General features: G+C 56.1%; 20 protein-coding genes. 9 read left to right on the top strand and 11 right to left on the bottom strand.

Going from position 1 to position 24,438, the window contains the following annotated elements:
- The first annotated feature begins 118 nt into the window (after window positions 1–118).
- Window positions 119–1,723, top strand: coding sequence for a multicopper oxidase CueO (gene cueO / locus PYR66_19070; protein ID WEF27362.1), 1,605 nt, complete (start codon window positions 119–121; stop codon window positions 1,721–1,723).
- A gap of 78 nt (window positions 1,724–1,801) precedes the next feature.
- On the opposite strand, the gene PYR66_19065 is transcribed toward cueO, so the two are convergent.
- Window positions 1,802–4,192: a glucose/quinate/shikimate family membrane-bound PQQ-dependent dehydrogenase gene (locus tag PYR66_19065; GenBank protein ID WEF27361.1), complete on the bottom strand. Its 2,391-nt coding sequence runs from the start codon at window positions 4,190–4,192 to the stop codon at window positions 1,802–1,804.
- Between the two features lie 202 nt (window positions 4,193–4,394).
- On the opposite strand from PYR66_19065, the gene hpt reads away from it, so the two are divergent.
- Complete coding sequence (hpt, locus tag PYR66_19060) at window positions 4,395–4,931, top strand: hypoxanthine phosphoribosyltransferase (GenBank protein WEF27360.1); 537 nt, start codon at window positions 4,395–4,397, stop codon at window positions 4,929–4,931.
- 57 nt (window positions 4,932–4,988) lie between these two features.
- Here the strand turns inward: hpt and can are convergent, their stop codons facing one another.
- Window positions 4,989–5,651 carry a carbonate dehydratase gene (gene can, locus PYR66_19055; protein WEF27359.1) on the bottom strand — a complete coding sequence of 221 codons (663 nt, stop codon included), beginning with the start codon at window positions 5,649–5,651 and terminating at the stop codon, window positions 4,989–4,991.
- A 164-nt stretch (window positions 5,652–5,815) separates the two neighbouring features.
- Between can and PYR66_19050 the strand changes: the two genes are divergently transcribed.
- The 4 genes from PYR66_19050 (at window position 5,816) to PYR66_19035 (ending at window position 9,384) form a co-directional block, all read left to right on the top strand.
- Window positions 5,816–6,742: an ABC transporter ATP-binding protein gene (locus tag PYR66_19050; protein WEF27358.1), complete on the top strand. Its 927-nt coding sequence runs from the start codon at window positions 5,816–5,818 to the stop codon at window positions 6,740–6,742.
- Window positions 6,739–7,509, top strand: coding sequence for an ABC transporter permease (locus tag PYR66_19045; GenBank protein WEF27357.1), 771 nt, complete (start codon window positions 6,739–6,741; stop codon window positions 7,507–7,509). The genes PYR66_19050 and PYR66_19045 overlap by 4 nt, the downstream gene beginning before the upstream one ends.
- A gap of 123 nt (window positions 7,510–7,632) precedes the next feature.
- Entirely contained in the window at window positions 7,633–8,073 is a 441-nt protein-coding gene (locus PYR66_19040) for a PTS sugar transporter subunit IIA (GenBank protein ID WEF27356.1), read from the top strand.
- Between the two features lie 57 nt (window positions 8,074–8,130).
- Window positions 8,131–9,384, top strand: a complete 1,254-nt coding sequence (locus tag PYR66_19035; protein WEF30506.1) for a polysaccharide deacetylase family protein — start codon at window positions 8,131–8,133, stop codon at window positions 9,382–9,384.
- 35 nt (window positions 9,385–9,419) lie between these two features.
- Here the strand turns inward: PYR66_19035 and panD are convergent, their stop codons facing one another.
- From panD to thpR, 9 genes are all read right to left on the bottom strand, one after another.
- Entirely contained in the window at window positions 9,420–9,800 is a 381-nt protein-coding gene (gene panD / locus PYR66_19030; protein WEF27355.1) for an aspartate 1-decarboxylase, read from the bottom strand.
- Between the two features lie 79 nt (window positions 9,801–9,879).
- The gene (gene panC / locus PYR66_19025; GenBank protein WEF27354.1) at window positions 9,880–10,734 is read right to left on the bottom strand and encodes a pantoate--beta-alanine ligase; all 855 of its coding nucleotides are present in this window, start codon (window positions 10,732–10,734) and stop codon (window positions 9,880–9,882) included.
- 11 nt (window positions 10,735–10,745) lie between these two features.
- The gene (panB, locus tag PYR66_19020) at window positions 10,746–11,537 is read right to left on the bottom strand and encodes a 3-methyl-2-oxobutanoate hydroxymethyltransferase (GenBank protein ID WEF27353.1); all 792 of its coding nucleotides are present in this window, start codon (window positions 11,535–11,537) and stop codon (window positions 10,746–10,748) included.
- Window positions 11,538–11,657: 120 nt separating this feature from the next.
- Window positions 11,658–12,137 carry a 2-amino-4-hydroxy-6-hydroxymethyldihydropteridine diphosphokinase gene (gene folK, locus PYR66_19015; GenBank protein ID WEF27352.1) on the bottom strand — a complete coding sequence of 160 codons (480 nt, stop codon included), beginning with the start codon at window positions 12,135–12,137 and terminating at the stop codon, window positions 11,658–11,660.
- Window positions 12,134–13,534 (bottom strand): polynucleotide adenylyltransferase PcnB, encoded by a 1,401-nt coding sequence (gene pcnB / locus PYR66_19010; GenBank protein WEF30505.1) that lies wholly within the window; start codon window positions 13,532–13,534, stop codon window positions 12,134–12,136. The genes folK and pcnB overlap by 4 nt, the downstream gene beginning before the upstream one ends.
- Window positions 13,535–13,710: 176 nt before the next feature.
- A complete protein-coding gene (gene gluQRS, locus PYR66_19005; GenBank protein ID WEF27351.1) occupies window positions 13,711–14,592 on the bottom strand; it encodes a tRNA glutamyl-Q(34) synthetase GluQRS in 882 nt (293 codons plus the stop codon).
- A 60-nt stretch (window positions 14,593–14,652) separates the two neighbouring features.
- Window positions 14,653–15,108 (bottom strand): RNA polymerase-binding protein DksA, encoded by a 456-nt coding sequence (gene dksA, locus PYR66_19000; protein ID WEF27350.1) that lies wholly within the window; start codon window positions 15,106–15,108, stop codon window positions 14,653–14,655.
- Window positions 15,109–15,271: 163 nt separating this feature from the next.
- The gene (sfsA, locus tag PYR66_18995) at window positions 15,272–15,988 is read right to left on the bottom strand and encodes a DNA/RNA nuclease SfsA (protein WEF27349.1); all 717 of its coding nucleotides are present in this window, start codon (window positions 15,986–15,988) and stop codon (window positions 15,272–15,274) included.
- A complete protein-coding gene (gene thpR / locus PYR66_18990) occupies window positions 15,988–16,524 on the bottom strand; it encodes an RNA 2',3'-cyclic phosphodiesterase (GenBank protein WEF27348.1) in 537 nt (178 codons plus the stop codon). Before thpR ends, sfsA begins: the two co-directional genes overlap by 1 nt.
- Window positions 16,525–16,596: 72 nt before the next feature.
- Here thpR and hrpB point away from each other — a divergent pair, with 72 nt between their 5' ends.
- The 3 genes from hrpB (at window position 16,597) to fhuA (ending at window position 24,412) form a co-directional block, all read left to right on the top strand.
- Window positions 16,597–19,026, top strand: coding sequence for an ATP-dependent helicase HrpB (gene hrpB / locus PYR66_18985; protein WEF27347.1), 2,430 nt, complete (start codon window positions 16,597–16,599; stop codon window positions 19,024–19,026).
- A gap of 369 nt (window positions 19,027–19,395) precedes the next feature.
- Complete coding sequence (gene mrcB / locus PYR66_18980; protein ID WEF27346.1) at window positions 19,396–21,945, top strand: bifunctional glycosyl transferase/transpeptidase; 2,550 nt, start codon at window positions 19,396–19,398, stop codon at window positions 21,943–21,945.
- 241 nt (window positions 21,946–22,186) lie between these two features.
- On the top strand, window positions 22,187–24,412 hold the full coding sequence (fhuA, locus tag PYR66_18975) for a ferrichrome porin FhuA (GenBank protein ID WEF27345.1): 2,226 nt from the start codon (window positions 22,187–22,189) through the stop codon (window positions 24,410–24,412).
- Window positions 24,413–24,438: the final 26 nt, after the last annotated feature.

Raw genomic sequence — 24,438 nt, 5'->3', positions numbered from 1 at the left:
CAAAGTTAGCACACTTCTTTACACCACGCAGAGCTTTATTCACAACCTTCTGCTTGACCTTCCCGTTGCGGGAGGGTTTAAGCTTAAATATTCACCAGCAGAATAAAAGGATGTGAAAATGCAACGTCGTGAGTTTATCAAATTAACCGCCGCGATCGGGGCGGCCAGTGCCTTACCGCTCTGGAGCCGTTCGGTGTTCGCCGCTGGCCGCCCGGCTTTGCCGGTTCCGGATTTATTGACCGCCGACGCGCGCAATCGCATTACGCTGACTATTCAGAGCGGAAAAACGCAGTTTGGTCCGCATCTCGCTCCCACCTGGGGCTACAACGGTAATCTGCTGGGGCCTGCGCTAAAACTCAAGCAAGGCGAGGCGGTGACGGTTGATATTCACAACCGCCTGACGGAAGAAACCACCGTTCACTGGCATGGGCTGGAGGTTCCCGGTGAAGTTGATGGTGGTCCGCAGGGGGTGATCGCGGCGGGGGGGTCAAGAACGGTAAGTTTTACCCCGACGCAGCGGGCGGCCACCTGCTGGTTCCACCCACACCAGCATGGTAAAACCGGCCGCCAGGTGGCAATGGGGTTGGCGGGACTGGTGCTGATTGACGATGTTGAAAGCGGGCAACTGCTGTTACCGAAGCAGTGGGGAATCGATGATGTTCCGGTGATCGTGCAAGACAAAAAGTTCACTGCTAACGGGGAGATCGATTATCAGCTCGATATCATGAGTGCCGCGGTGGGGTGGTTCGGCGACACTCTCCTGACGAACGGCGCGCTGTATCCGGAGCACGCTCCGCCGCGTGGTTGGTTACGTTTGCGTCTGCTTAATGGTTGTAACGCCCGCTCACTGAATTTCGCTACCAGCGATCGCCGCCCGATGTACGTTGTGGCCAGTGATGGCGGCCTGTTGGCCGAGCCGGTCAAAGTCAGTGAATTGCCGGTGCTGATGGGAGAACGTTTTGAAGTTTTGATCGACACCAGCGACGGTAAGGCATTTGACCTGATGACGTTGCCGGTCAGCCAGATGGGAATGGCGATCGCGCCATTTGATAAGCCGCAGCCGGTACTGCGCGTACAACCGGTGTTAATCCCCGCTTCCGGCAAATTACCGGATACGCTGGCGGCGATGCCCGCGCTGCCATCCATGGACGGTTTAACGCAGCGGACGCTGCAGCTCTCAATGGACCCAATGCTCGATATGATGGGCATGCAGGCGCTGATGACGAAATATGGCGACCAGGCAATGTCCGGCATGAACCATGGCATGATGATGGATCATGGCGACATGAGCAGCATGGGGAATATGAATCACGGCAACATGAAGAATATGAACCATGGCGGCGGAATGGGGCATGGCGTTTCGTCAGAGAAGGGCTTTGATTTCCACAACGCCAATCGCATCAACGGTAAAGCCTTTGATATGAATGTGCCGATGTTCGCGGCTGCCAGCGGGCAGCATGAGCGCTGGCTGATTTCCGGCAAGGGCGACATGATGCTACATCCTTTCCATATTCACGGTACTCAGTTCCGTATCCTCAGCGAAAATGGCCAGCCGCCAGCGGCGCATCGCAGCGGTTGGAAAGATACGGTACGCGTGGAGGGCGGCGTCAGTGAAGTGCTGGTGAAGTTCGAGCATCAGGCACCGAAAGAGTTTGCTTATATGGCCCACTGTCATCTGCTGGAGCATGAAGATACCGGTATGATGCTTGGCTTTACGGTGTAAAAAAGCCCGGTGCGATACCGGGCTTGCATTGTCCCCGGAGAAGGCGTTTTCGCCGACTCCGGGTATCATCTTTCAGTCTTACTTCGCGTCATCCGGCAGCGCGTAGGCAACGATATAATCGCCCATCTTCGTACCAAACGAACCGTGACCGCCAGCAGAGATGACAACGTACTGTTTGCCATTCACTTCATAGGTCATCGGCGTCGCCTGACCACCGGCTGGCAGACGCGCTTGCCACAGTTTTTCACCATTGCTCATGTTGTATGCGCGCAGGTAGTTATCCGCGGTGGCGGCGATAAACAGCACGTTACCGGCCGTCGAGATTGGGCCACCCAGCATTGGCATACCCATGTTGAAGGGGACGGGAACCGGCAGCGGGAACGGCAGGCTATCCTGCGGCGTACCGATACGTTTTTTCCACACCACTTCGTTGGTTTTCAGGTCCAGCGCTGAGATATAACCCCAGGCAGGCTGTTTGCACGGCAGACCAAACGGCGACAGGAACGGGTTCAGCGTCACGCCGAACGGCACGCCGTACTGCGGCTGGACGCCAGCCTCGGTACCTGAGCCTTTGGCATCTTTCGGCGGTTCCATCGGGTTGCCCGGGCCGCGTGGGATCAATTTAGAGACGAATGGCAGCGCCATTGGGTTGGCGATAGCGACCTGACGGTTTGGATCGACGGAGATACCGCCCCATTCAAACATCCCCAGGTTACCCGGGAAGACCAGCGTGCCCTGCTCAGACGGCGGGGTGAAGATCCCTTCATAGCGCATCTGGTGGAAGATAACGCGGCACACCAACTGGTCGAACATAGTGGCGCCCCACATGTCTGCGCCAGTCAGGTCTTTCTTCGGACGGAAGCTCAGCTCAGAGAACGGCTGAGTTTTCGCGACGTAGTCGCCTTTCGCCGCGCCCTGTGGAACCGGTTTTTCCGGTGCGGGCACCACCAGTTCGCCGTTACGGCGATCCAGCACGAAGATGTTGCCGGTTTTGGCTGGGGCGTAGATAACCGGTACGGTCTTACCGTTAACATCAATGTCGGCCAGCGTCGGCTGCGACGGCATATCCATATCCCACAGATCGTGGTGTACGGTCTGATAACTCCATGCCAGTTTACCGGTCGTTGCATTCAGCGCCACGATGGAGCTGGCGTAACGTTCCTGTTCCGGCGTACGGTTGCCGCCCCAGATATCCGGAGTGGTCACGCCCATCGGCAGATAGACTAAGTCCAGCTTGGCGTCGTAGGCGGCAGGCGCCCAGGAGTTAGGTGAGTTGAGGGTGAAGTGATGCTCATCGCTTGGGATCGCATTCGGGTCTTTCGCGCCCGGGTCGAAGGCCCACAGCAGTTTACCGGTATTCACATCAAAGCCGCGAATAACGCCTGACGGCTCACGGGTTGAGAAGTTATCGGTGACCGCCCCGGCAATGACGATGGTTTTGTCGGTGATAATCGGCGGCGAGGTTGGTTCATACATGCCAGGGGTAGTGACCGGCATATTGGTCTGCAGGTTGAGAATACCTTTGTTGGCAAAGGTTTCGCACAGCTTACCGTTATCGGCGTTAATGGCGAACAGACGACCATCGTTGACCGGCAGAATAATGCGGCGCGGACAATCCGCGACGACGTCGGCAGGCGCGCTATCGGCCTTGGCTTCATGATAAGAGACGCCGCGGCAGGTGACGTGCTGGAACGACGGATCGGCGTTCAGCTGCGGGTCAAAATGCCATTTTTCTTTACCGGTGGCGGCATCAAGCGCGAACAGGCGCTGGTGCGCGGTACACAGATAGAGCATATCGCCGACTTTAATCGGCGTGACTTCGTTGGTGACTTCACCCGGATCGTTCGGCAGCTTCAGGTCGCCGGTGCGGAATACCCAGGCTTCTTTCAGGTTCTTCACGTTGTTGGCGTTGATCTGCTTCAGCGGCGAGTAACGCTGGCCTTCCTGGTTACGACCATAGGCCGGCCAATCGCTGTCGGCGACGGCGGAGATCGGCGCGGCAGGCGTCGCGTCGGCGCTCAGCGTGCCGTTCACTTCTTGTGGGTCATGGAAACCGGCCCAGGTCAGGATCCCGCCGCTGATGAGCAGGGCTACCACCAGACCGCTCACCGCGCCGGCAGACGGTACTGGCAGACGACGCCAGACAAACGGTAGGATCAGCCAGATGCCGAAGAAGACCAGGATGTCGCTGCGCGGCGTCAGCGCCCAGAAGTCAAAACCAACTTCCCATACCCCCCAAATCATGGTCGCCAGCAGCAGGGCGGCATATAGCCACAATGCAGCGCGCTTGCCGCGGAACAGCATGACGGTGACGGCCAGCATGACCAGGCCTGCGATAGGGTAGTACCAGGAACCGCCGATAGCGGCCAGCCATACCCCTCCAACTAACAGATACAGACCACAGAACGCCGCGAACAGCGCCGTCAGCGTCACCAGTAGCCGTGATTGTTGAGATTTTGTTTCTGCCATAGAAAGACACTCTTTTGTTGTTAATATTTTAACTGCAATTAATTATAGGATTTAACAACTGTGATCGGAATCACAAATATGGCTTTATTATTCACTGCACCGCTGATTTCGTTTTGCTGGTATACTGTATCGCTTGCCGGTCAACGTCGATGCGATAGCAGCGGCTTTGATGATTTATCCTAAGAATCAAATGGTTAGTTTAATGAAACATACTGTAGAAGTGATGATCCCGGAAGCCGAGATCAAAGCGCGTATCGCCGAACTGGGTCGTCAAATTAATGAACGCTATCAAGACAGCGGCAGCGAAATGGTGCTGGTGGGTCTGTTGCGCGGTTCATTCATGTTCATGGCCGATCTGTGCCGCGAGGTGCAGGTACCGCATGAAGTCGATTTCATGACCGCCTCCAGCTACGGCAGCGGCATGTCCACCACCCGTGATGTCAAAATCCTCAAAGATCTGGATGAAGACATTCGTGGTAAAGACGTGCTGATCGTCGAAGACATCATCGACTCCGGCAACACGCTGTCTAAAGTGCGTGAAATCCTTAGCCTGCGCGGGCCGAAATCTCTGGCGATTTGTACGCTGCTGGATAAACCGAGCCGCCGTGAAGTGAACGTGCCGGTTGAGTTCGTGGGCTTTGCGATTCCGGATGAGTTCGTGGTCGGCTATGGTATCGACTACGCCCAGCGCTATCGTCATCTGCCGTACGTCGGCAAAGTGACGTTGCTGGACGAGTAATGATATTCGCTGTCCCGGATAGGGCTCAGATGCTATCCGGGGCGGTGAGCGCGACGGCTATTTGTGGTTGGCGTGCTTGCTTTTGAGGTTGGAAATTCCCTGGCGATAGCGCTGTTCGAGGGTTTCCCGGCTCACGGCAGTCACATCAAGGTCGCGAAGCAGACCGTCGTGAATACCGTAGGCCCAACCGTGGATTGTAACCTTTTGTCCACGCTTCCACGCCGACTGCATAATCGTCGAGTGTCCCAGGTTGTACACCTGTTCCATCACGTTCAGTTCGCAAAGAGTATCCAGACGGCGCTCTTCCGGCATTTCGCCAAGCAGCGAGCTGTGTTTAAACCAGATGTCGCGAATATGCAGCAACCAGTTATCAATCAGCCCTAGTTCCGTGTTTTCAACCGCTGCCTGTACGCCGCCGCAGCCGTAGTGGCCGCAAATAATAATGTGTTCGACTTCCAGGACATCAACCGCGTACTGCACGACCGACAGACAGTTCAGGTCGGTGTGAATCACCAGATTGGCGACATTGCGGTGAACGAACAGTTCGCCGGGCTCCAGGCCGGTCAGGCGCTCCGCGGGGACGCGGCTATCGGAACATCCAATCCACAAAAAACGCGGTTTTTGCGCTTGCGACAGTGTCGCAAAAAAGCCGGGGTCCTCTTCTACCAGCATTTTTGACCATAGTGCATTGTTGCTGATGAGTGTATCTATGTCATTCATGGACGTTTACGGCCTGTAACCAAGTAAGTGCGTTGCGCTAATATAGGGTAAGCTCACCTTTTTGAAAACAACCTTTACCCGTCATACTTCATGCTGCAGGTGCGTTGGCTGCAACATGAATTATTTGGGGAAATTACGTGCTATGACACGAGAAGAGACATTTAATGACCATTGCTCTGGAATTAAAACAGCTCAAGAAAACCTATCCCGGCGGGGTTCAGGCGCTGAAAGGCATTGACCTGCAGGTCGAAGCTGGCGACTTTTATGCGCTGCTGGGTCCTAACGGCGCGGGGAAATCCACGACTATCGGCATTATTAGTTCGCTGGTGAATAAAACCTCCGGCCAGGTCAACGTCTTTGGTTATGATCTGGAAAAAGACGTGGTGAATGCCAAACGCCAGCTCGGGCTGGTGCCGCAGGAGTTCAACTTCAACCCGTTCGAAACCGTGCAGCAGATCGTCGTTAACCAGGCGGGTTACTATGGCGTTGAGCGCAAAGAAGCGGTCCTGCGCAGCGAAAAGTATCTAAAACAGCTCGATTTGTGGGAAAAACGCAACGAACGCGCGCGGATGCTCTCCGGTGGGATGAAGCGTCGTTTAATGATCGCGCGTGCGTTAATGCATGAACCGAAGTTGCTGATCCTCGATGAGCCGACCGCGGGCGTGGATATCGAACTGCGCCGCTCGATGTGGGGGTTCCTGAAAGATCTTAATGACAAAGGCACCACCATTATCCTTACCACCCACTATCTGGAAGAAGCGGAGATGCTGTGCCGTAATATCGGTATTATCCAGAGCGGCGAGCTGGTGGAAAATACCTCAATGAAGGCGCTGCTGGCGAAGCTGAAATCGGAAACTTTTATCCTCGATCTTGCGCCGAAAAGCCCGTTGCCGACCCTCGACGGTTACCAGTACCGGTTGGTCGATACCTCGACGCTGGAAGTCGAAGTACTGCGTGAGCAGGGGGTCAACAGCGTGTTCGCCCAGCTTAGCGCTCAGGGCGTGCAGGTATTAAGTATGCGTAACAAAGCCAACCGTCTGGAAGAACTGTTTGTCACGCTGGTGCACGATAAGAAAGGAGAATCAGCATGATGCAGCTTTACTGGGTCGCGCTGAAAAGCATCTGGACCAAAGAGATCCACCGGTTTATGCGTATCTGGATCCAGACTCTGGTGCCGCCGGTGATCACCATGACGCTCTATTTCGTCATCTTCGGCAACCTGATCGGTTCGCGGATCGGCGAAATGCACGGCTTCACCTATATGCAGTTTATCGTGCCGGGCCTGATCATGATGGCGGTGATCACCAACGCCTACGCCAACGTGGCGTCGTCGTTCTTCAGCGCCAAGTTTCAGCGCAACATTGAAGAACTGTTGGTGGCGCCGGTGCCAACCCATGTAGTCATTGCCGGTTATGTCGGCGGCGGGGTTGCACGTGGTTTATGCGTTGGGATTCTGGTGACGGCGATTTCACTGTTCTTCGTGCCATTCCAGGTCCACTCCTGGCTGTTTGTCGCCCTGACGTTGATCCTGACGGCGATTCTGTTCTCGCTTGCCGGTCTGCTTAACGCCGTCTTCGCCAAGACCTTCGATGACATCAGCCTGATCCCCACTTTCGTGCTGACGCCGCTGACCTACCTTGGCGGGGTGTTCTATTCGCTGACGCTGTTGCCGCCGTTCTGGCAGGGGCTGTCACACCTGAACCCGATCGTCTACATGATTAGTGGCTTCCGCTACGGTTTCCTCGGCATTAACGATGTTCCGCTGGTCACGACGTTTGGTGTGCTGGTCGTGTTCATCGTGGCGTTTTACCTGCTGTGCTGGTATCTCATCCAGCGCGGTCGTGGCCTGCGCAGCTAATTCTTTGTGCCAGCGCCCCGGTTCATTGCACTTTGCCGGGGCGCTAAACGTTAATCTTTGATACCCATCACCCCGCCTCAACGCTTCCCTTGCTAAATTGTTTGCCTGCTAAGGAGGTAGGCGATGTTAGGTTGGGTTATTACTTGTCATGATGAGCTGGCGCAGGAGATGCTGGATCGTCTGGAGAAAAAGTTTGGTCCGCTGGCGCAATGCCGGGCGGTGAACTACTGGCGGAATCTGAGCAGTAATATGCTCAGCCGCATGATGTGCGACGCGCTGCACGCGACGGACGGCGGCGACGGGGTGATTTTCCTGACCGATAAAACCGGCGCTGCGCCGTATCGCGCCGCCGCATTGATGAGTCACAAGCATACCCATTGCGAGGTGATCTCCGGTATTCGTTATCCATTGCTGGAGGAAATGTATTTGCTGCGCCACACCCTGAACAGCGAAGCCTTTCGTGAGGCTATCGTCAGCGCCGGAGGCTCGACAGTGAGCAGTCTATGGCACCAACAACAAAAAAATCCGCCCTTCCGCCTGCTGCACGATACGTTTGGAAATTAAGCATTAGCATTGATAGCGCTTTTGTTACAATGGCGGCAATCCAGGTTTATCGGTGTGATACGTATGCTTGCTCGGGTCATTGCGTTCTTCTTTCTGCTGACTTCAATCAGCGTTTCCGCCAGTTTGCTCAGTCAGCAGGGTGTCCCTGCTCGTTATATGCAGATTACCGAGGATGCGGATATCTGGGCGCAGGTGGGCAATCACGTGGTGAGCGTTGGCAACGTTCGTGCCGGGCAAATTCTGGCGGTGGTGCCGAGCAGCGCGGACTATTACGAATTCAATTTTGGCTTTGGCACCGGTTTTATCGATAAGGGACATCTGGGGCCAGTTCAGGGGCGCAGGCGCGTTGAGGATAGTCTTGGCGATTTAAATCGGCCATTGAGCAACCAAAATCTGCTGACCTGGAAAGATACCCCGGTTTATGACGCCCCGTCAGTAGGCAGCGCGCCGTTCGGGACGCTGGCTAACAATCTGCGCTATCCCATTATCAGCAAGCTGAAAGACCGCCTCAATCAAACCTGGTATCAAATCCGCATTGGTAACCGGCTGGCGTGGGTGAGTAGCCTGGATGCGCAGGAGGATAACGGCATTCCGGTACTGACCTATCACCACATTCTGCGTGATGAGGAAAATACCCGTTTTCGCCATACTTCAACAACGACGTCGGTGCGCGCTTTCAGTAATCAGATGACCTGGTTGCGCGACCAGGGCTATACCACGCTGACCATGTATCAGTTGGAAGGCTATCTGCGTAATAAAATCAATCTGCCGGCGCGTTCGGTGGTCATCACCTTTGATGATGGTCTGAAGTCGGTGAACCGCTACGCTTACCCGATCCTCAAGCAGTATGGTTTCCACGCCACCGCGTTCATCATCTCTTCGCGCATTAAACGCCACCCGCAGAAGTGGGATCCGAAATCGCTGCAGTTTATGAGCATCTCTGAGCTTAGGCAGATTCAGGACGTATTTGATGTGCAGTCGCATACCCATTTCCTGCATCGGGTTGATGCCGCCCGCCATCCGATTTTACTCAGCCGCAGCTATCACAATATTCTGTTCGACTTTGCCCGTTCGCGGCGGGCGCTGGCGCAGTTTAATCCGCATGTGCTCTACCTTTCGTATCCGTTTGGCGGCTATAACGCTGCGGCGATCCAGGCGGCTAATGATGCCGGTTTTCACATGGCGGTAACGACGGTGAGAGGGAAGGTCAAACCGGGGGATAATCCATTTTTGCTGAAGCGGGTGTATATCCTGCGCACTGACTCGTTAGCGACGATGTCGCGGCTGATCAGCAATCAGCCGCAGGGGTAAACCGGCGCCGCGGCTGAACGCAGCGCCGTGAGGGATCAGGCGACCTGAACCGGAATGGCTTTCGCCTGGCGTTTCATTTCGTTGTCGCCTTCGAAGTAGGCGACTTTCGGCTGCCAGCTACGCGCCTCTTCATCAGACATGGTGACGAAACTGGCGATGATCAGAATATCGCCAACGCTGGCGCAGTGTGCCGCCGCGCCGTTGACGGAAATAATCTTTGACCCGCGCTCGGCGGCGATCGCATAGGTGGAGAAACGGTTACCGTTGGTCACGTTCCACAGATGAATGGCTTCGTTTTCCAGAATACCGGCCGCTTCAAGGAAATCCTGGTCAATGGCGCAGGAACCTTCATAGTGCAGGTCAGCCTGCGTGACTTTAACGCGATGGAGTTTGCCCTGCAGCATATTACGCATCATAACTTCTACCTTCCAACCTTTGTGTAGCAAAGCGGATACGGCACCCGCTTTGAGAAAATTACCCGATTGTAACTCTGGCCTACTGGCCCAGCTCAACAATTTTGTTATCGATCAGGCGCGCCTGGCCAAGCCATGCCGCCATCAGGATCACCGCGCGTTTGCTGGCCTCCGTCAGCTCCAGCAGAGTGTCGGCATCGCGGATCTGGATATCGTCGGCACGAAAACCTTTCTCGTTGAGCGCCTGCTCGGCGATGGCAATGATCTCTTCGAGGTTACGCTCGCCAGCCGTCAGTTTTTCCGCCACTTCGCTCAGTACCTTGTACAGGCCCGGGGCGGTTTTACGCTGCTCGGCGGTCAGATAGCCGTTGCGCGAGCTCAGCGCCAGGCCATCTTTGGCGCGGATAATCGGTACGCCGACGATCTCGATGTCGTAGCCCATATCGGCGACCATTTTGCGGATCAGCGCCAGTTGCTGGAAATCTTTCTCGCCGAAGCAGGCGACATCCGGTTGCACCAGGTTGAACAGCTTGCTGACGATGGTCGAGACGCCGCGGAAGTGACCCGGACGGCTGGCGCCTTCCAGCATGGTCGACAGGCCAGGGACGTCAACGAAGGTTTGGCCTTCGGTACCCTGCGGATAAACTTCCGCCGGTGCTGGCGCAAAGACAAAATCGACTTTGCGCTTGTTCAACTTTTCACAATCTTCCTGCAGGGTACGCGGATAGCGCACCAGATCGTCAGGGCGATCAAATTGCATGGGATTCACGAAGATACTGACCACCACGACATCCGCGCTGGCTTTGGCTTCATCAACCAGCTTCATATGACCATCGTGCAGGTTGCCCATGGTGGGAACCAGCGCAATGCGCTTGCCTTCCTGGCGTAAACGACGGATATGCTGGCGCAGCAGCGGCAGGGTTTCAATAATCAGCACAACAAGACTCCTTAATGGAAACTATGTTCTTCGCCCGGATAGACACCGGATTCGACTTCGGCAATATACTGCCGTACCGCGGCGCGGATGTCGCCCGCTTCTGCGAGGAAATTCTTCGCGAATTTGGGGATATGGCCGCCGGTAATGCCGAAAGCGTCATGCATCACCAGGATCTGTCCATCGGTCACGTTACCCGCGCCGATGCCGATAACCGGAATAGTCAGGGCTTCGGTGATGCGTTTGGCCAGTTCTACCGGTACGCACTCCAGTACCAGCAGCTGCGCGCCAGCCGCTTCCAGCGCCAACGCGTCATCAAACAGCGTCTGCGCCGCATCGCCGCGACCCTGCACTTTATAACCGCCGAAAACATTCACCGACTGTGGCGTTAAGCCGAGGTGACCGCAGACCGGTACCGCACGTTCCGCCAGCATCTTAACGGTGTCCGCCAGCCAGGCTCCGCCTTCGATCTTCACCATATTGGCGCCAGCGCGCATCACCACGGCGGCATTGTCGAAAGTTTGCTCCGGCGTGGCGTAGGCCATAAACGGCAGGTCGGCGAGCAGCAGGCTGTTCGGCGCGCCGCGGCGTACCGCGCGGGTGTGATAGGCGATATCTTCAACGGTCACCGGCAGCGTGGAGTCGTGGCCCTGTACCGTCATTCCCAGCGAATCGCCAACCAGCAGAACGTGAATGCCTTCATCGGCAAAAAGCTTAGCGAAGCTGTAGTCGTAGGCTGTGATAGTAGCGAAGCGCTTTTTCTCCTGTTTGCATTTCTGCAGCAGGGCAATGGTGGTCGGTTTCATAACGTTTCCTGATGATGAAAGTCATATTAACCGGCATTCTAACAGCAGCATTCAGGGGGGCAATGATTTTGGGCAACCGATTACCACTATCGCCGTAAATGCTAAAAAAGGAGTAGGGGATTACCAGATGGCAGGTTTTTCCGCGCCAAGAGTGGCTAGCGCCGCGCGGAGGGAAAGACCGTCAGGGAAGTGGAGTTGCGGGGCGATTTCGAACAGCGGCCAGAGCATAAAGCCGCGGTTTTTCATATCGTAGTGCGGTACCGCCAGGCGTTCGCTGCTGATGACGGCATCGCCAAACAACATGATATCGAGGTCCAGCGTGCGCGGACCCCAACGCTCCGCTTTGCGCACGCGCCCTTGCTGCAACTCGATACGTTGGGTGTGATCGAGCAGCGCTTCCGCCGACAGCGACGTTTCAAGCGCGACGGCAGCGTTGAGGTAGTCAGGTTGATCCTGCGGCCCCAGCGGCGGCGTCCGGTACAGCGAAGAGACGCGAACTACGCGGCTGTCCGGGATCCCGGACAGCGCGCGAATAGCAGCGTTCACCTGCTCAAGAGGCGAGGCGAGATTGCTGCCAAGGGCGATATAGACCAGGGTCATGCGCTGCCTTCGCGGCGCGGCGCGCGTTTGCGCGGACGGCGGTGACGACGGCGCGGGGCCGGATCGTCGCCGAGATCGTTGAGCATATCCTTCTGCGCAGGCGGCGCGGCCACCTGGAACTCGCCCCACCATTTGGTCAGACGCTGCAGTTCGTGGTTGTTCTCGGCGCTGGCGCGTAGTTCAAGCAGGTCATAGGCGGCGCGGAATTTCGGATGCTCCATCAGCTTCCACGCGCGCTTACCCTGACGGCGGGACATGCGCAGCTGCAGCTGCCAGATATCACGGACCAGGGTGGTGATACGTTTGGGGATCGCCAGGGTACGGCAGGCTTCATCCAGTACATCGTTCATCGCCAGCGCGAAGGCGTCGTAATAGGCCAGCCCGCTCTCCTGAGCGATTTTCTGCGCCATTTCCAGCAGCGGATACCAGAACATCACCGCGAACAGGAACGCTGGGTTAACGCGCATGTCGTTATGCAGGCGATTATCGGTGTTCTTCAGCACCTGGATAATGATGCGTTCCATCGGGCTATCGCCGCGCTCGGTGAAGTAGCGGGTGATGGTCGGGAACAGCGGCTGGAACAGGTTGTATTCGCGCAGCAACTGGTAGGTTTCATAACCATAACCTGCCTGTAGCAGCTTCAGCACTTCTTCAAACAGACGTGCGGGCGGCACGTCGTGCAGCAGGGTCGCCAGACGCGGGATCGGTTCGGCGCTTTCCGGGCTGATGCGCATATTGAGCTTGGCGGCGAAGCGCACTGCGCGCAGCATGCGCACTGGATCTTCACGGTAGCGGGTTTCCGGATCGCCAATCAGGCGGATCACGCCTTCCTGCAGATCGCGCATGCCGCCGACGTAGTCGCGCACGGTGAAGTCTGCCACGCTGTAGTAAAGACTGTTGATGGTGAAGTCACGGCGCTGGGCATCTTCTTCGATGGAGCCGAAGATGTTATCGCGCAGCAGCATGCCGTTCTGACCGCGCTGTGACGTGACGCGATCGGTGGTGTGGCCTTCATGATGGCCGCGGAAAGTGGCGACTTCAATGATTTCCGGCCCGAACATCACGTGCGCCAGGCGGAAGCGGCGGCCGACCAGGCGGCAGTTGCGAAACAGTTTACGTACCTGATCCGGGGTGGCGCTGGTGGTGACGTCGAAATCTTTTGGTTTTTTGCCCAGCAACAGGTCGCGAACACCGCCGCCGACCAGGTAAGCTTCGTAGCCCGCCTTGTTCAGTCGATAGAGCACCTTGAGCGCATTTTCACTGATATCTTTGCGGGAAATTGCATGCTGTTCACGCGGGATCACCGTCATATGCGTTTGTTCGACGGCGGCGGCCTCTGCCTCGCGCTCTTCACGGCTTAGCACCTTGCGGCAAAAATTAGCGACTCGGGTAAAAATGGTGCACCTCGTAGTGTCAGACGAACTTCGGATAAAACATTACTCTATGGGCTTCAGGCTGCATTTAGATGGCAAACTTGCGAGTCCCGCAGGCATAGCAAACTATGCGGCTGGAGTGAACAAGCGCGGCCAATACAGGGGCAACTTGAAGGGCGACGAGCAAAAATAGCGGCTAATCATAGCTCAGCAGGAGCCATTTGAGAATGCTGGATTTTTGCTGGTCGCCAGTTGGCTACCGCTTGTTTGAGTAAATCGTCAATATTCAGCGCTTGCCAATCCTCGGCGACATCCTGATTCAAAAATGTTAATGCCCGCACAATTTCCGGGCGCGGATCGCCTTCCGATAGGGCTGGGGCGTGGTTCTGTTTGGAAAGTTTATTGCCTTCGGCGTTCAGCGCCAGCGGCAGGTGAACGTAGTTCGGTACCTGCCAACCGAAGTGCTGATACAGGGAAATCTGTCGCACCGTCGGCTCAATAAGATCGGCGCCGCGGACGATTTCGCTGACGCCCTGAAAATGATCGTCAACCACCACCGCCAGATTATAGGCGAACAGCCCATCGCGGCGATGGATAATGAAATCCTCGCGCGCCAGCGGCTCGTCGGCAACAAGGGTGCCGCGCAGTTGGTCGTAAAATGCCAGTACCGGACGAGTCTGGCGCAGGCGTAGCGCGGCGTTATCGGCGCCGAGGCGTAAATCGCGGCAGTGGCCGTCGTAGATCCCGCCAACCGTATGAATGCGCGCGCGGGTGCAGGTGCAGTAGTAGCAGAGTCCCTGGTCGCGCAACCAGGCGAGACGTTCGCGGTAGGCATCGTGGCGCTGGGATTGCCACAGCACTTCGCCGTCCCAATGCAGGCCGTAATGGTCAAGCTGTCGCAGAATCGTGTCGGCGGCGCCAGGCACTTCACGCGGCGGGTCGATATCTTCAATGCGCACGCGCCAGATACCGCCTTTCGCGCGCGCCTGCAGATAGCTGCCGAGGGCGGCGATTAATGAGCCGAAGTGAAGTTCGCCGGAAGGTGAGGGAGCAAAGCGCCCTATATAGTCTGAATCGGTCATGTTAAACACAAAGGGAATCAGGCGGGAGAAACTCCCGCCAGAGAGTGAGGTAGCTGGGAATTAACCCGCCATCTGTTTTTCGCGAATTTCCGCCAGCGTCTTGCAATCAATGCACAGATCAGCTGTTGGACGCGCTTCCAGACGGCGAATGCCAATCTCCACGCCACAGGATTCGCAGAAGCCGAAGTCTTCGTCTTCGACTTTTTTCAGTGTTTTCTCAATCTTTTTGATGAGTTTACGTTCGCGGTCGCGGTTACGCAGCTCCAGGCTGAACTCTTCTTCCTGAGCGGCACGGTCGACCGGATCCGGGAAGTTAGCAGCTTCATCCTGCATATGCGTTACGGTGCGATCCACTTCATCCCTGAGTTGATTACGCCATGCTTCAAGAATGCGCTTGAAGTGCGCCAGCTGGGCTTCGTTCATATACTCTTCGCCCGGTTTCTCTTGGTACGGCTCCACCCCAGCGATGGCGAGAATACTCAGGGACGATGTTTTACGGTTTTGCCCTTCTTGCATGTTGCTTCTCCTTAACACGCACTATCGATCCCCATGTGGGGGAAAAATCAGGCCGCTATAAATAGCAGATGCTTTTCCGGATAGCAATTATCTAAACGTTACACTTGACAACGCTGTGAAGAAAAGCGTATTTGCGCTCGCGAACCGGACATAATTTAGCCTTTTAATTACCGGGGGTTAACGCCACGGCGATCGGCTTATTCAGAGTCATCATTTCGGTAGAAAGTTCCGCTTTCCAGGCGAGAATTTCTACCCCCTTTTCCTGCGCCTCTATCAACAGCTGTGCGTATTTGGCATCAATATGATGCGCGGGTGAGAAACGGTTTATCGCCGAATGCAGTACGGCGAATAAAATCACTGCCCGATGGCCTGCGGCCGCCACGCTCATCAGCTCCCGCAGGTGCTTCTGACCGCGCTCGGTAACGGCATCGGGGAAGTAACCGTACTCTTTTTCCGCCAACGTAACCGATTTCACTTCAATATAGCAGTTGCGGCGGCCTTCTGCCTGTAACATAAGGTCAATACGGCTATTTTCTTCGCCATATTTTATTTCACTTTTCAGAATGTTATACCCGGTCAGCGCGGGTATGTTTCCAGCGAGTACCGCTTCTTTCGCCAGGGTATTTGCCCGCAGCGTATTGACGCATATTACGGCACCTTGCTGGGTTTCCGTTAGTTCCCATGTGTGCGCGTATTTACGTTTAGGATTATCGGAAGTGGAATACCAGACAGTATCGCCCGGCGTAGCGCAACCGGTCATGGCGCCGGTATTCGGGCAGTGTAACGTTAACTCCTGACCCTCCGGCGTGATGACATCAGCCAGAAATCGTTTGTAACGTTTAATTAAGGTGGCGGACTGCAAAGGCGGAGTGAACTGCATCAGGCATCCTTGGTAAATGGATAACGTTCCAGCGCGCGGTAGCGGGTGCGCCCGCGGCTAAAGCTGGACTCATAAAGCACAAAATCATCGACCGGCACTTGCCATTGAAAACCCGGCGGCGGGATCGGCACCGCATGGCGCGCATCGCGCAGCAGGGTGATATGGGGGTGAAACGGCTGCGGGCTTTGATAGCAGCCGCTACGCGCCGCCTGAGCGCGCAGCATGTTGGCTAATTGCAGCATGCCGCGCGGCGGCTGGCGGGTGCCGAGCCATACCACTCGCGAGCGCAGCCACTGGCCAGCATCGTCGAGCGTGAGGGTAAACGCCGGCTGCTGAATGCGCCCGGCCATGGCCGACAGCGCGCGCTGCTTTTCAGCGCTAACATCGCCGAGAAACGCCAGCGTCAGGTGCAGGTTATCGGCGGCGACCGGCCTTCCGGCATCATCGGCAAAATGGGTGGCGCGCCAGTGGATAATCTGTTTTTGTATCGCTTTCGGCAGCTCAAGGGCGAAAAACAGCCGTTTCGGCTCGGACATGATAGAGACTCGGTAATGAATTACAGGGATGCTACAATGCTTGCCCTCGAATGTTAACCTCCGGAGCCTTTCGTGTCCTCATTGCCGGTTGCCGCCATCCTCCCTGAACTTCTCATTGCTTTGCAGCAGGCGCCGCAGGTGCTGCTTAATGCGCCCACCGGTGCGGGTAAATCGACCTGGCTGCCGCTACAGATCCTCGCTGAGGGTAAAATTAACGGCCGGATCATCTTGCTGGAGCCGCGGCGGTTGGCGGCGCGTAACGTCGCCCAGCGACTGGCGGAACTACTGGGCGAAAAGCCAGGTGAAACGGTGGGCTATCGCATGCGCGCTGAGACCTGTGTGGGGCCGAATACCCGCCTTGAAGTGGTGACTGAAGGGATCTTAACCCGCACTTTGCAGCAGGATCCGGAACTTTCCGGCGTGGGGCTGGTGATCCTCGACGAGTTTCATGAACGTAGCCTGCAGGCGGATCTGGCATTGGCATTGTTGCTTGATGTACAGCAGGGGCTGCGCGATGACCTCAAACTGTTGATCATGTCGGCGACGCTGGATAACGATCGTCTGCAACGCCTGCTGCCGGATGCGCCGGTAGTGGTCTCCGAAGGGCGCGCCTTCCCGGTCGAACGTCGTTATGCGCCGCTGGCGAGTCATCAGCGCTTTGCCGAAGCGGTGGCGAGCGCTGCGGCGGATCTGTTGCGCGGGGAGCAGGGTTCAATGCTGCTGTTTCTGCCCGGCGTCGGCGAAATTCAGCGCGTGCAGGAGCAATTAAGCGAGCGAGTGGCCAGCGATGTGCTGTTATGCCCGCTGTACGGCGCGTTGCCGCTGAGCGAACAGCGTAAAGCGATCCTCCCGGCTCCGGTCGGAATGCGCAAAGTGGTGCTGGCGACCAATATTGCCGAAACCAGTTTGACGATTGAGGGCATTCGCCTGGTGGTGGATAGCGCCCAGGAACGGGTGGCGCGTTTCGATCCGCGCACCGGCCTGACCCGGCTTATCACCCAACGTATCAGCCAGGCCTCGATGACCCAGCGCGCGGGGCGTGCCGGGCGTCTGGAGCCCGGGATCTGCCTGCATCTACTGGCGAAAGAACAAGCCGAACGCGCCGCGGCGCAGAGCGAGCCGGAAATCCTGCAAAGCGATCTATCAGGTTTGCTGCTGGAGCTATTACAGTGGGGCTGTCGCGATCCGGCAGAGCTGTGCTGGTTGGATCTGCCGCCAGCGGTGAATCTGGCGGCGGCGCGCCGCCTGCTGACGACGCTGTCGGCGCTGGAGGGCGAACGGCTTTCCGCTCATGGGCGCAAAATGGCGACGCTGGGTAACGACCCGCGTCTGGCGGCCATGCTGACGGCTGCCGATTCCCCGGCCGACGCGGTGACGGCGGCAAAACTGGCGGCGATCCTTGAAGAGCCGCCGCGCGGCGGTAGTTGCGATTTAGGCGCCGCGTTTGCGCGCCAACAGGGCAACTGGCAGCAGCGTTCGCAGCAGCTATTGAAGCGACTGGCTCGTCGCGGCGGCCAGCCTGACGCTCGGCGGATGGCGGCGCTGCTGGCGCCGGCGTTTGCCGACCGTATTGCCCGTCGTCGCGGCCAGGAGGGGCGTTATCAGTTGGCTAATGGCATGGGCGCGATGCTGGATGCCGATGATGCGCTGAATCGCCACGAGTGGTTAATCGCGCCGCTGCTGCTGCAGGGGAGTTCAGCGCCCGATGCACGCATTCTACTGGCGCTGCCGGTGGATATCGGCGAGTTAGTGGAACAGTGTCCCGCGCTGGCTGCGCGTTCTGACACCGTTGAGTGGAATGAGGCGCAGGGAACGCTAAAAGCCTGGCGGCGCACCTGTATCGGCCAATTGGTCATAAAAAACCAGCCGCTGGCGAAGCCGTCGGAAGAGGAGCTGCACCAGGCAATGCTCAACGGTATTCGCGATAAAGGGCTCGGGGTGCTGAACTGGACGCCGGAGGCCGAGCAGTTGCGCTTGCGTCTGCACTGCGCGTCGCAGTGGCTGCCGGAAGCCGGTTGGCCCGCCGTTGACGATGCTTCGCTGCTGGCCTCCCTGGAAGCGTGGTTGTTGCCGCAGTTGGGCGGCGTGCATTCGCTGCGCGCCTTAAGGGCGGTCGATCTGTGTCGGGCGCTACAAAACTGGCTGCCGTGGCCGCTGCGACAGAAACTGGATAACGAACTACCGACCCATTACACGGTGCCGACCGGCAGTCGTATCGCCATTCGCTATCATGAAGATAATCCCCCGGCGCTGGCGGTGCGGATGCAGGAAATGTTCGGCGAGGCGACAACGCCGCAGATCGCGGAAGGGCGGGTGCCGCTGGTGCTGGAATTACTGTCGCCAGCGCAGCGGCCGTTGCAAATCACCCGCGATCTCAGCGCCTTCTGGCAGGGGGCCTATCGCGAAGTACAAAAAGAGATGAAGGGGCGTTACCCGAAACACGTCTGGCCGGATGACCCGGCGAATACCGCGCCGACCCGGCGGACGAAGAAATATTCCTGAGTTCTCGCGCCCGGCGTCGGACGCGACTCTGAAAAGCGCTGGCGCGCGTCATCCGGCGTAATATTCATGTTATTAAAAAACATCATATTTTACCGATTATTGCGTTTTGCGGTTGTAAAATGCTGGTTAAGAATGTCGCGGATTAGTGCTATTCTCTGTGGCCTGGACAATTCGTGCTATGTCCGGAGACATTCTTCAGCTTAAACAGATAATCATATGATTTGTTTAATGAATTATTCTTCGATGATTACATGAAAGACGTTGGTCGCGGTAGCGCGGCGGATGTGAAATTGAGAGATATCTTCTTCCTCGCCAAAGGGGAAGTATTGAGAATCAGGCCTTTACGCCTGAAAGTTGCGGAGAGAAAGCATGGCGGGAGATGACCGCGAGCCTATCGGACGTAAGGGGAGACCTTCACGACCGGCAAAACAAAAAGTCACCCGTCGCCGGGTCCGGGAAGAGGACTACGACGATGATTATGATGACGATTATGAGGATGAACGACCAATGCCGAAGAAAGGGAAAGGCAAAGGCAATAAGCCTCGTCGTAAGCGCAGTTGGCTGTGGTTCCTGGTCAAGCTGGGGATTGTCTTTGCGGTCATTATTGCCGCCTATGGCGTCTACCTCGACCAGAAAATTCGCAGTCGCATTGACGGTAAAGTCTGGGAACTGCCGGCGGCGGTGTATGGCCGGATGGTCAACCTTGAGCCGGATATGCAGATCAGCAAAAACGAGATGGTGCGCCTGCTCAATGCCACCCAGTACCGTCAGGTTAGCGCGATGACGCGCCCTGGCGAATACACCGTGCAGGCTAACAGCATCGAGATGATCCGCCGTCCATTCGATTTCCCGGATAGCAAAGAGGGGCAGGTGCGCGCGCGTCTGACCTTCGATGGCGATCATCTGGATACCATCGAGAATATGGATAACAACCGTCAGTTCGGTTTCTTCCGTCTCGATCCGCGCCTGATCACCATGCTGCAATCGGCGAACGGCGAACAGCGCCTGTTCGTCAAGCGCAGCGGCTTCCCGGATCTGCTGGTGGATACCCTGCTGGCGACCGAAGACCGTCACTTCTACGAGCATGACGGCATTAGCCTGTATTCGATGGGCCGCGCGGTGCTGGCTAACCTGACGGCGGGGCGCACGGTGCAGGGGGCGAGTACCCTGACTCAGCAGTTGGTGAAGAACCTGTTCCTCTCCAGCGAGCGCTCCTACTGGCGTAAGGCTAACGAAGCTTACATGGCGCTGATCGTCGATGCCCGCTACAGCAAAGATCGCATCCTTGAGCTGTACATGAACGAGGTGTACCTCGGTCAGAGCGGCGATAACGAAATCCGCGGCTTCCCGCTGGCGAGCCTGTACTACTTTGGTCGCCCGGTGGAAGAGCTGAGCCTCGATCAGCAGGCGCTGCTGGTCGGGATGGTGAAAGGGGCGTCGATCTACAACCCATGGCGTAACCCGAAGTTGGCGCTGGAGCGACGCAACCTGGTGCTGCGTTTGTTGCAGCAGCAGAACGTTATCGACCAGGACCTGTACGATATGCTGAGTGCGCGTCCACTGGGCGTGCAGCCGCGCGGTGGGGTAATTTCTCCGCAGCCGGCGTTCATGCAGATGGTGCGTCAGGAGCTGCAGGCGAAACTGGGCGATAAAGTAAAAGATCTCTCCGGCGTGAAGATCTTCACCACCTTCGATCCTGTTGCACAGGATGCGGCGGAAAAAGCGGCCACCGAAGGGATCCCGGTACTGAAGAAACAGCGCAAGTTGCCGGATCTGGAAACCGCGATGGTGGTTGTCGACCGCTTTACCGGCGAAGTCCGGGCGATGGTCGGCGGCGCGGAGCCGCAGTTTGCTGGCTATAACCGTGCCATGCAGGCCCGTCGTTCGATTGGTTCGTTGGCGAAACCGGCTACCTATCTGACGGCGCTGAGCCAGCCGAACCAGTACCGTCTGAATACATGGATTGCCGATGCGCCGGTGACGATTCGCTTGTCGAACGGCCAGACCTGGTCGCCGCAGAACGATGACCGTCGCTTTAGCGGTCAGGTGATGCTGGTGGATGCTCTGACCCGTTCCATGAACGTGCCGACGGTTAACCTCGGGATGTCGCTGGGCTTGCCGGCGATCACCGATACCTGGCAGAAGCTGGGCGTGCCGAAAGAGCAGCTGAATGCGGTACCGGCGATGATCCTCGGCGCCCTGAACCTGACGCCTATCGAAGTGGCGCAGGCGTTCCAGACTATCGCCAGCGGTGGTAACCGTGCGACGCTGTCGGCGCTGCGTTCCGTTATCGCTGAAGACGGTACGGTGCTGTATCAGAGCTACCCACAGGCGGAACGCGCCGTTCCAGCGCAGGCGGCCTATATGACGTTGTGGACGATGCAGCAGGTTGTGCAGCGCGGTACCGGTCGTCAGCTCGGCGCCAAGTACCCGGGCCTGCATCTGGCAGGTAAAACCGGGACCACCAACAATAACGTGGATACCTGGTTCGCCGGTATCGATGGCAGCCAGGTCACGATTACCTGGGTAGGCCGCGATAACAACCAGCCGACCAAGCTGTACGGGGCCAGCGGTGCGATGTCGATTTATCAGCGCTACCTGGCTAACCAGACGCCGACACCACTGGTGCTGACGCCGCCGGAAGACGTGGTGGATATGGGCGTGGACAGCAACGGTTTCTTCCAGTGCAGCGGCGGTATGCGTTCTCTGCCGGTATGGACCACCTCGCCGGATGCGCTGTGCCGTCAGGGCGAAGCCCTGCAGCAACAGCAACAGCAGCAACAGGATGCGAACAACCCGTTTAACCAGTCCGGGCAGCAGCAACCTGCTAATCAGCCGCAGCAGCAACAGCAGCCGGCGAAGCAGGAGAAGAGCGACGGCGTTGCCGGTTGGATTAAAGATATGTTTGGCGGCAACTAAACGGTCTACGCTAAACCTTTGAACAGCCCCCTAATATGAAGGTATTAGGGGGCTTTTTTATTCCGCCCATCTGCGTAACACAGTAGTAACCCCTTAATAACCGTCTGGTTATTTATTAATCCTTTGACGATTCAGACCCGGCATACCGCTTGCCTTGGCTTCCGCGTTTCGCCTATTATGTCATCCGTTATAATAATAATTCTCGTTTACGTTATCATTCACTTTCATCAGAGATATATTAATGGCGCGTCCAAAAACTGCTCAGCCAAATCACTCGCTGCGTAAAATCGCAGTTGTAGTAGCCACGGCGGTTAGCGGCATGTCTGTCTATGCACAGGCTGCGGAACAACCGAAAGAAGAAACCCTCGTCGTTACTGCGGCACCAGCCAGCCAGGAAAGCGCCTGGGGACCCGCACCGACGATTGCGGCCAAGCGTTCCGCAACGGCGACCAAAACCGATACCCCGATCGAAAAAACGCCGCAATCTATCTCCGTGGTGACAAATGAAGAGATGCAAATGCATCAATTCCAATCCGTTAAGGAAGCACTTGGATATACGCCAGGGGTGACGGTTAGCAGTCGGGGGGCATCTAATACTTATGATTTTGTTATCATCCGCGGTTTCTCGTCAGTAGGTTTGAACCAGAATAACTATCTGGATGGGTTAAAGTTACAAGGCGATTTTTACAACGATGCTGTCGTTGATCCGTACATGCTGGAGCGTGTTGAGGTAATGCGCGGGCCAACATCGGTACTTTATGGGAAAAGTAATCCCGGTGGCATTGTCAGTATGGTTAGTAAACGACCTACGACTGAGCCACTAAAAGAAGTTCAGTTTAAGATGGGAACAGATAATCTGTTCCAGACAGGTTTTGATTTTAGTGACGTACTGGATGAGGATGGTGTGTTTTCGTACCGTCTGACAGGTGTTGCTCGCTCTAATAACGAACAGCAACAAAATGCGGAGCAGCAGCGTTATGCGATAGCGCCTTCTTTCTCATGGCGTCCTGACGATAAGACGAACTTTACTTTCTTATCTTATTTCCAAAATGAGCCGGAAACGGGTTACTACGGTTGGTTGCCGAAAGAAGGGACCGTTCAGCCACTTCCTAATGGCGGTCACCTACCAACCAGCTTTAACGAAGGCGCGACTAATAACACCTATTCACGTAATCAGAAGATGGTGGGTTATAGCTTCGAGCACGGTTTTAACGATACCTTCACAGTACGCCAGAATTTACGTTTCTCTGAAATGAAGGTTGCGCAAAAAAGCGCCTATGGCACCGGACTGTGTAACAACAGTATGAATTCCTTCAATTCCTACTGCCAGTCACTAACCTCAGAGCAGCAGGCTCATTATTTAGGTCGTGGCACAGTCGTTGATAACGAGCGTTTACAGAATTTTAGCGTTGATACTCAGCTTCAAAGCAATTTTTCAACAGGGGACGTCGATCATATTTTGCTGACTGGTGTCGACTATATGCGTATGCGTAACGATATCAGTGCCCTGTTTGGCAATGCACCGTCACTGGATCTTAATAATTTACCGTCTATGAGCAGCGTTGATTTTGGTGATGCTGTTCCTTATCAAATGAATGAAAGTAAGCAGACGGGAATTTATGTTCAGGACCAAGCCGAGTGGAATAAATGGGTTTTGACGTTGGGCGGGCGCTACGATTGGTCTAAACAAGCGACTACCGTACGCAGTGACAATGGCTACATTGAGCGTAATGACCATCAATTCACCTGGCGTGGTGGGGTCAACTATCTGTTTGATAACGGAATATCTCCATACGTTAGTTATAGCCAGTCCTTCGAACCGAATGCCTTTAGCTTGTATAGTACTCCACGTGTTGCCTATGCACCTTCTAAAGGTGAGCAGTACGAAGCGGGTGTGAAGTATGTGCCGAAAGATATGCCTGTTGTTGTTACTGGTGCCGTTTACCAGCTAACTAAGTCAGATACATTAATGGCGGATCCTAACAATGCGCTTAATCAGGTTCCAGCAGGTGAAATTCGTTCTCGTGGTGTTGAGTTAGAGGCGAAAGCGGCGTTGAATGCCAATATCAATATGACCGCTTCATATACATACACAGATGCTATCTATACCAAAGATACTAATCTGAAAGGAAATACTGTTGTTCAAGTACCTAAACATATGGCTTCCTTGTGGGGGGATTACACCTTCTACGATGGACCTTTATCTGGTTTAACCCTGGGTACCGGTGGTCGTTTTATTGGCTCCAGTTATGGCGATCCGGCAAACACCTTTAAAGTAGGAAGTGCAGCGGTGATGGATGCTGTTGTGAAATATGATCTGGCACGTTTTGGTATGGCAGGTTCAAGTATCGCGGTGAATGTTAATAATTTGCTCGATCGTGAGTATGTTGCCAGCTGCTTTGAAACATATGGTTGTTTCTGGGGCGCAGAACGTCAGGTCGTCGCCACTGCAACCTTCCGCTTCTAACTACTCACGGGCGCGGTTCGCCGCGC

This window comes from Klebsiella aerogenes (assembly GCA_029027985.1).
Classification (GTDB): domain Bacteria; phylum Pseudomonadota; class Gammaproteobacteria; order Enterobacterales; family Enterobacteriaceae; genus Klebsiella; species Klebsiella aerogenes_A.
Note: the sequence above shows the minus strand (reverse complement) of the source record. Positions and strands in the feature narration are given on the sequence as shown.

Coding starts and splice junctions, on each gene's coding strand:
- panB (WEF27353.1), bottom strand. CDS start 11,537: ATGAAACCGACCACCATTGCCCTGCTGCAGAAATGCAAACAGGAGAAA.
- panD (WEF27355.1), bottom strand. CDS start 9,800: ATGATGCGTAATATGCTGCAGGGCAAACTCCATCGCGTTAAAGTCACG.
- hpt (WEF27360.1), top strand. CDS start 4,395: ATGAAACATACTGTAGAAGTGATGATCCCGGAAGCCGAGATCAAAGCG.
- dksA (WEF27350.1), bottom strand. CDS start 15,108: ATGCAAGAAGGGCAAAACCGTAAAACATCGTCCCTGAGTATTCTCGCC.
- PYR66_19045 (WEF27357.1), top strand. CDS start 6,739: ATGATGCAGCTTTACTGGGTCGCGCTGAAAAGCATCTGGACCAAAGAG.
- mrcB (WEF27346.1), top strand. CDS start 19,396: ATGGCGGGAGATGACCGCGAGCCTATCGGACGTAAGGGGAGACCTTCA.
- folK (WEF27352.1), bottom strand. CDS start 12,137: ATGACCCTGGTCTATATCGCCCTTGGCAGCAATCTCGCCTCGCCTCTT.
- cueO (WEF27362.1), top strand. CDS start 119: ATGCAACGTCGTGAGTTTATCAAATTAACCGCCGCGATCGGGGCGGCC.
- sfsA (WEF27349.1), bottom strand. CDS start 15,988: ATGCAGTTCACTCCGCCTTTGCAGTCCGCCACCTTAATTAAACGTTAC.
- can (WEF27359.1), bottom strand. CDS start 5,651: ATGAATGACATAGATACACTCATCAGCAACAATGCACTATGGTCAAAA.
- PYR66_19040 (WEF27356.1), top strand. CDS start 7,633: ATGTTAGGTTGGGTTATTACTTGTCATGATGAGCTGGCGCAGGAGATG.
- PYR66_19065 (WEF27361.1), bottom strand. CDS start 4,192: ATGGCAGAAACAAAATCTCAACAATCACGGCTACTGGTGACGCTGACG.
- PYR66_19050 (WEF27358.1), top strand. CDS start 5,816: ATGACCATTGCTCTGGAATTAAAACAGCTCAAGAAAACCTATCCCGGC.
- thpR (WEF27348.1), bottom strand. CDS start 16,524: ATGTCCGAGCCGAAACGGCTGTTTTTCGCCCTTGAGCTGCCGAAAGCG.
- gluQRS (WEF27351.1), bottom strand. CDS start 14,592: ATGACCGATTCAGACTATATAGGGCGCTTTGCTCCCTCACCTTCCGGC.
- fhuA (WEF27345.1), top strand. CDS start 22,187: ATGGCGCGTCCAAAAACTGCTCAGCCAAATCACTCGCTGCGTAAAATC.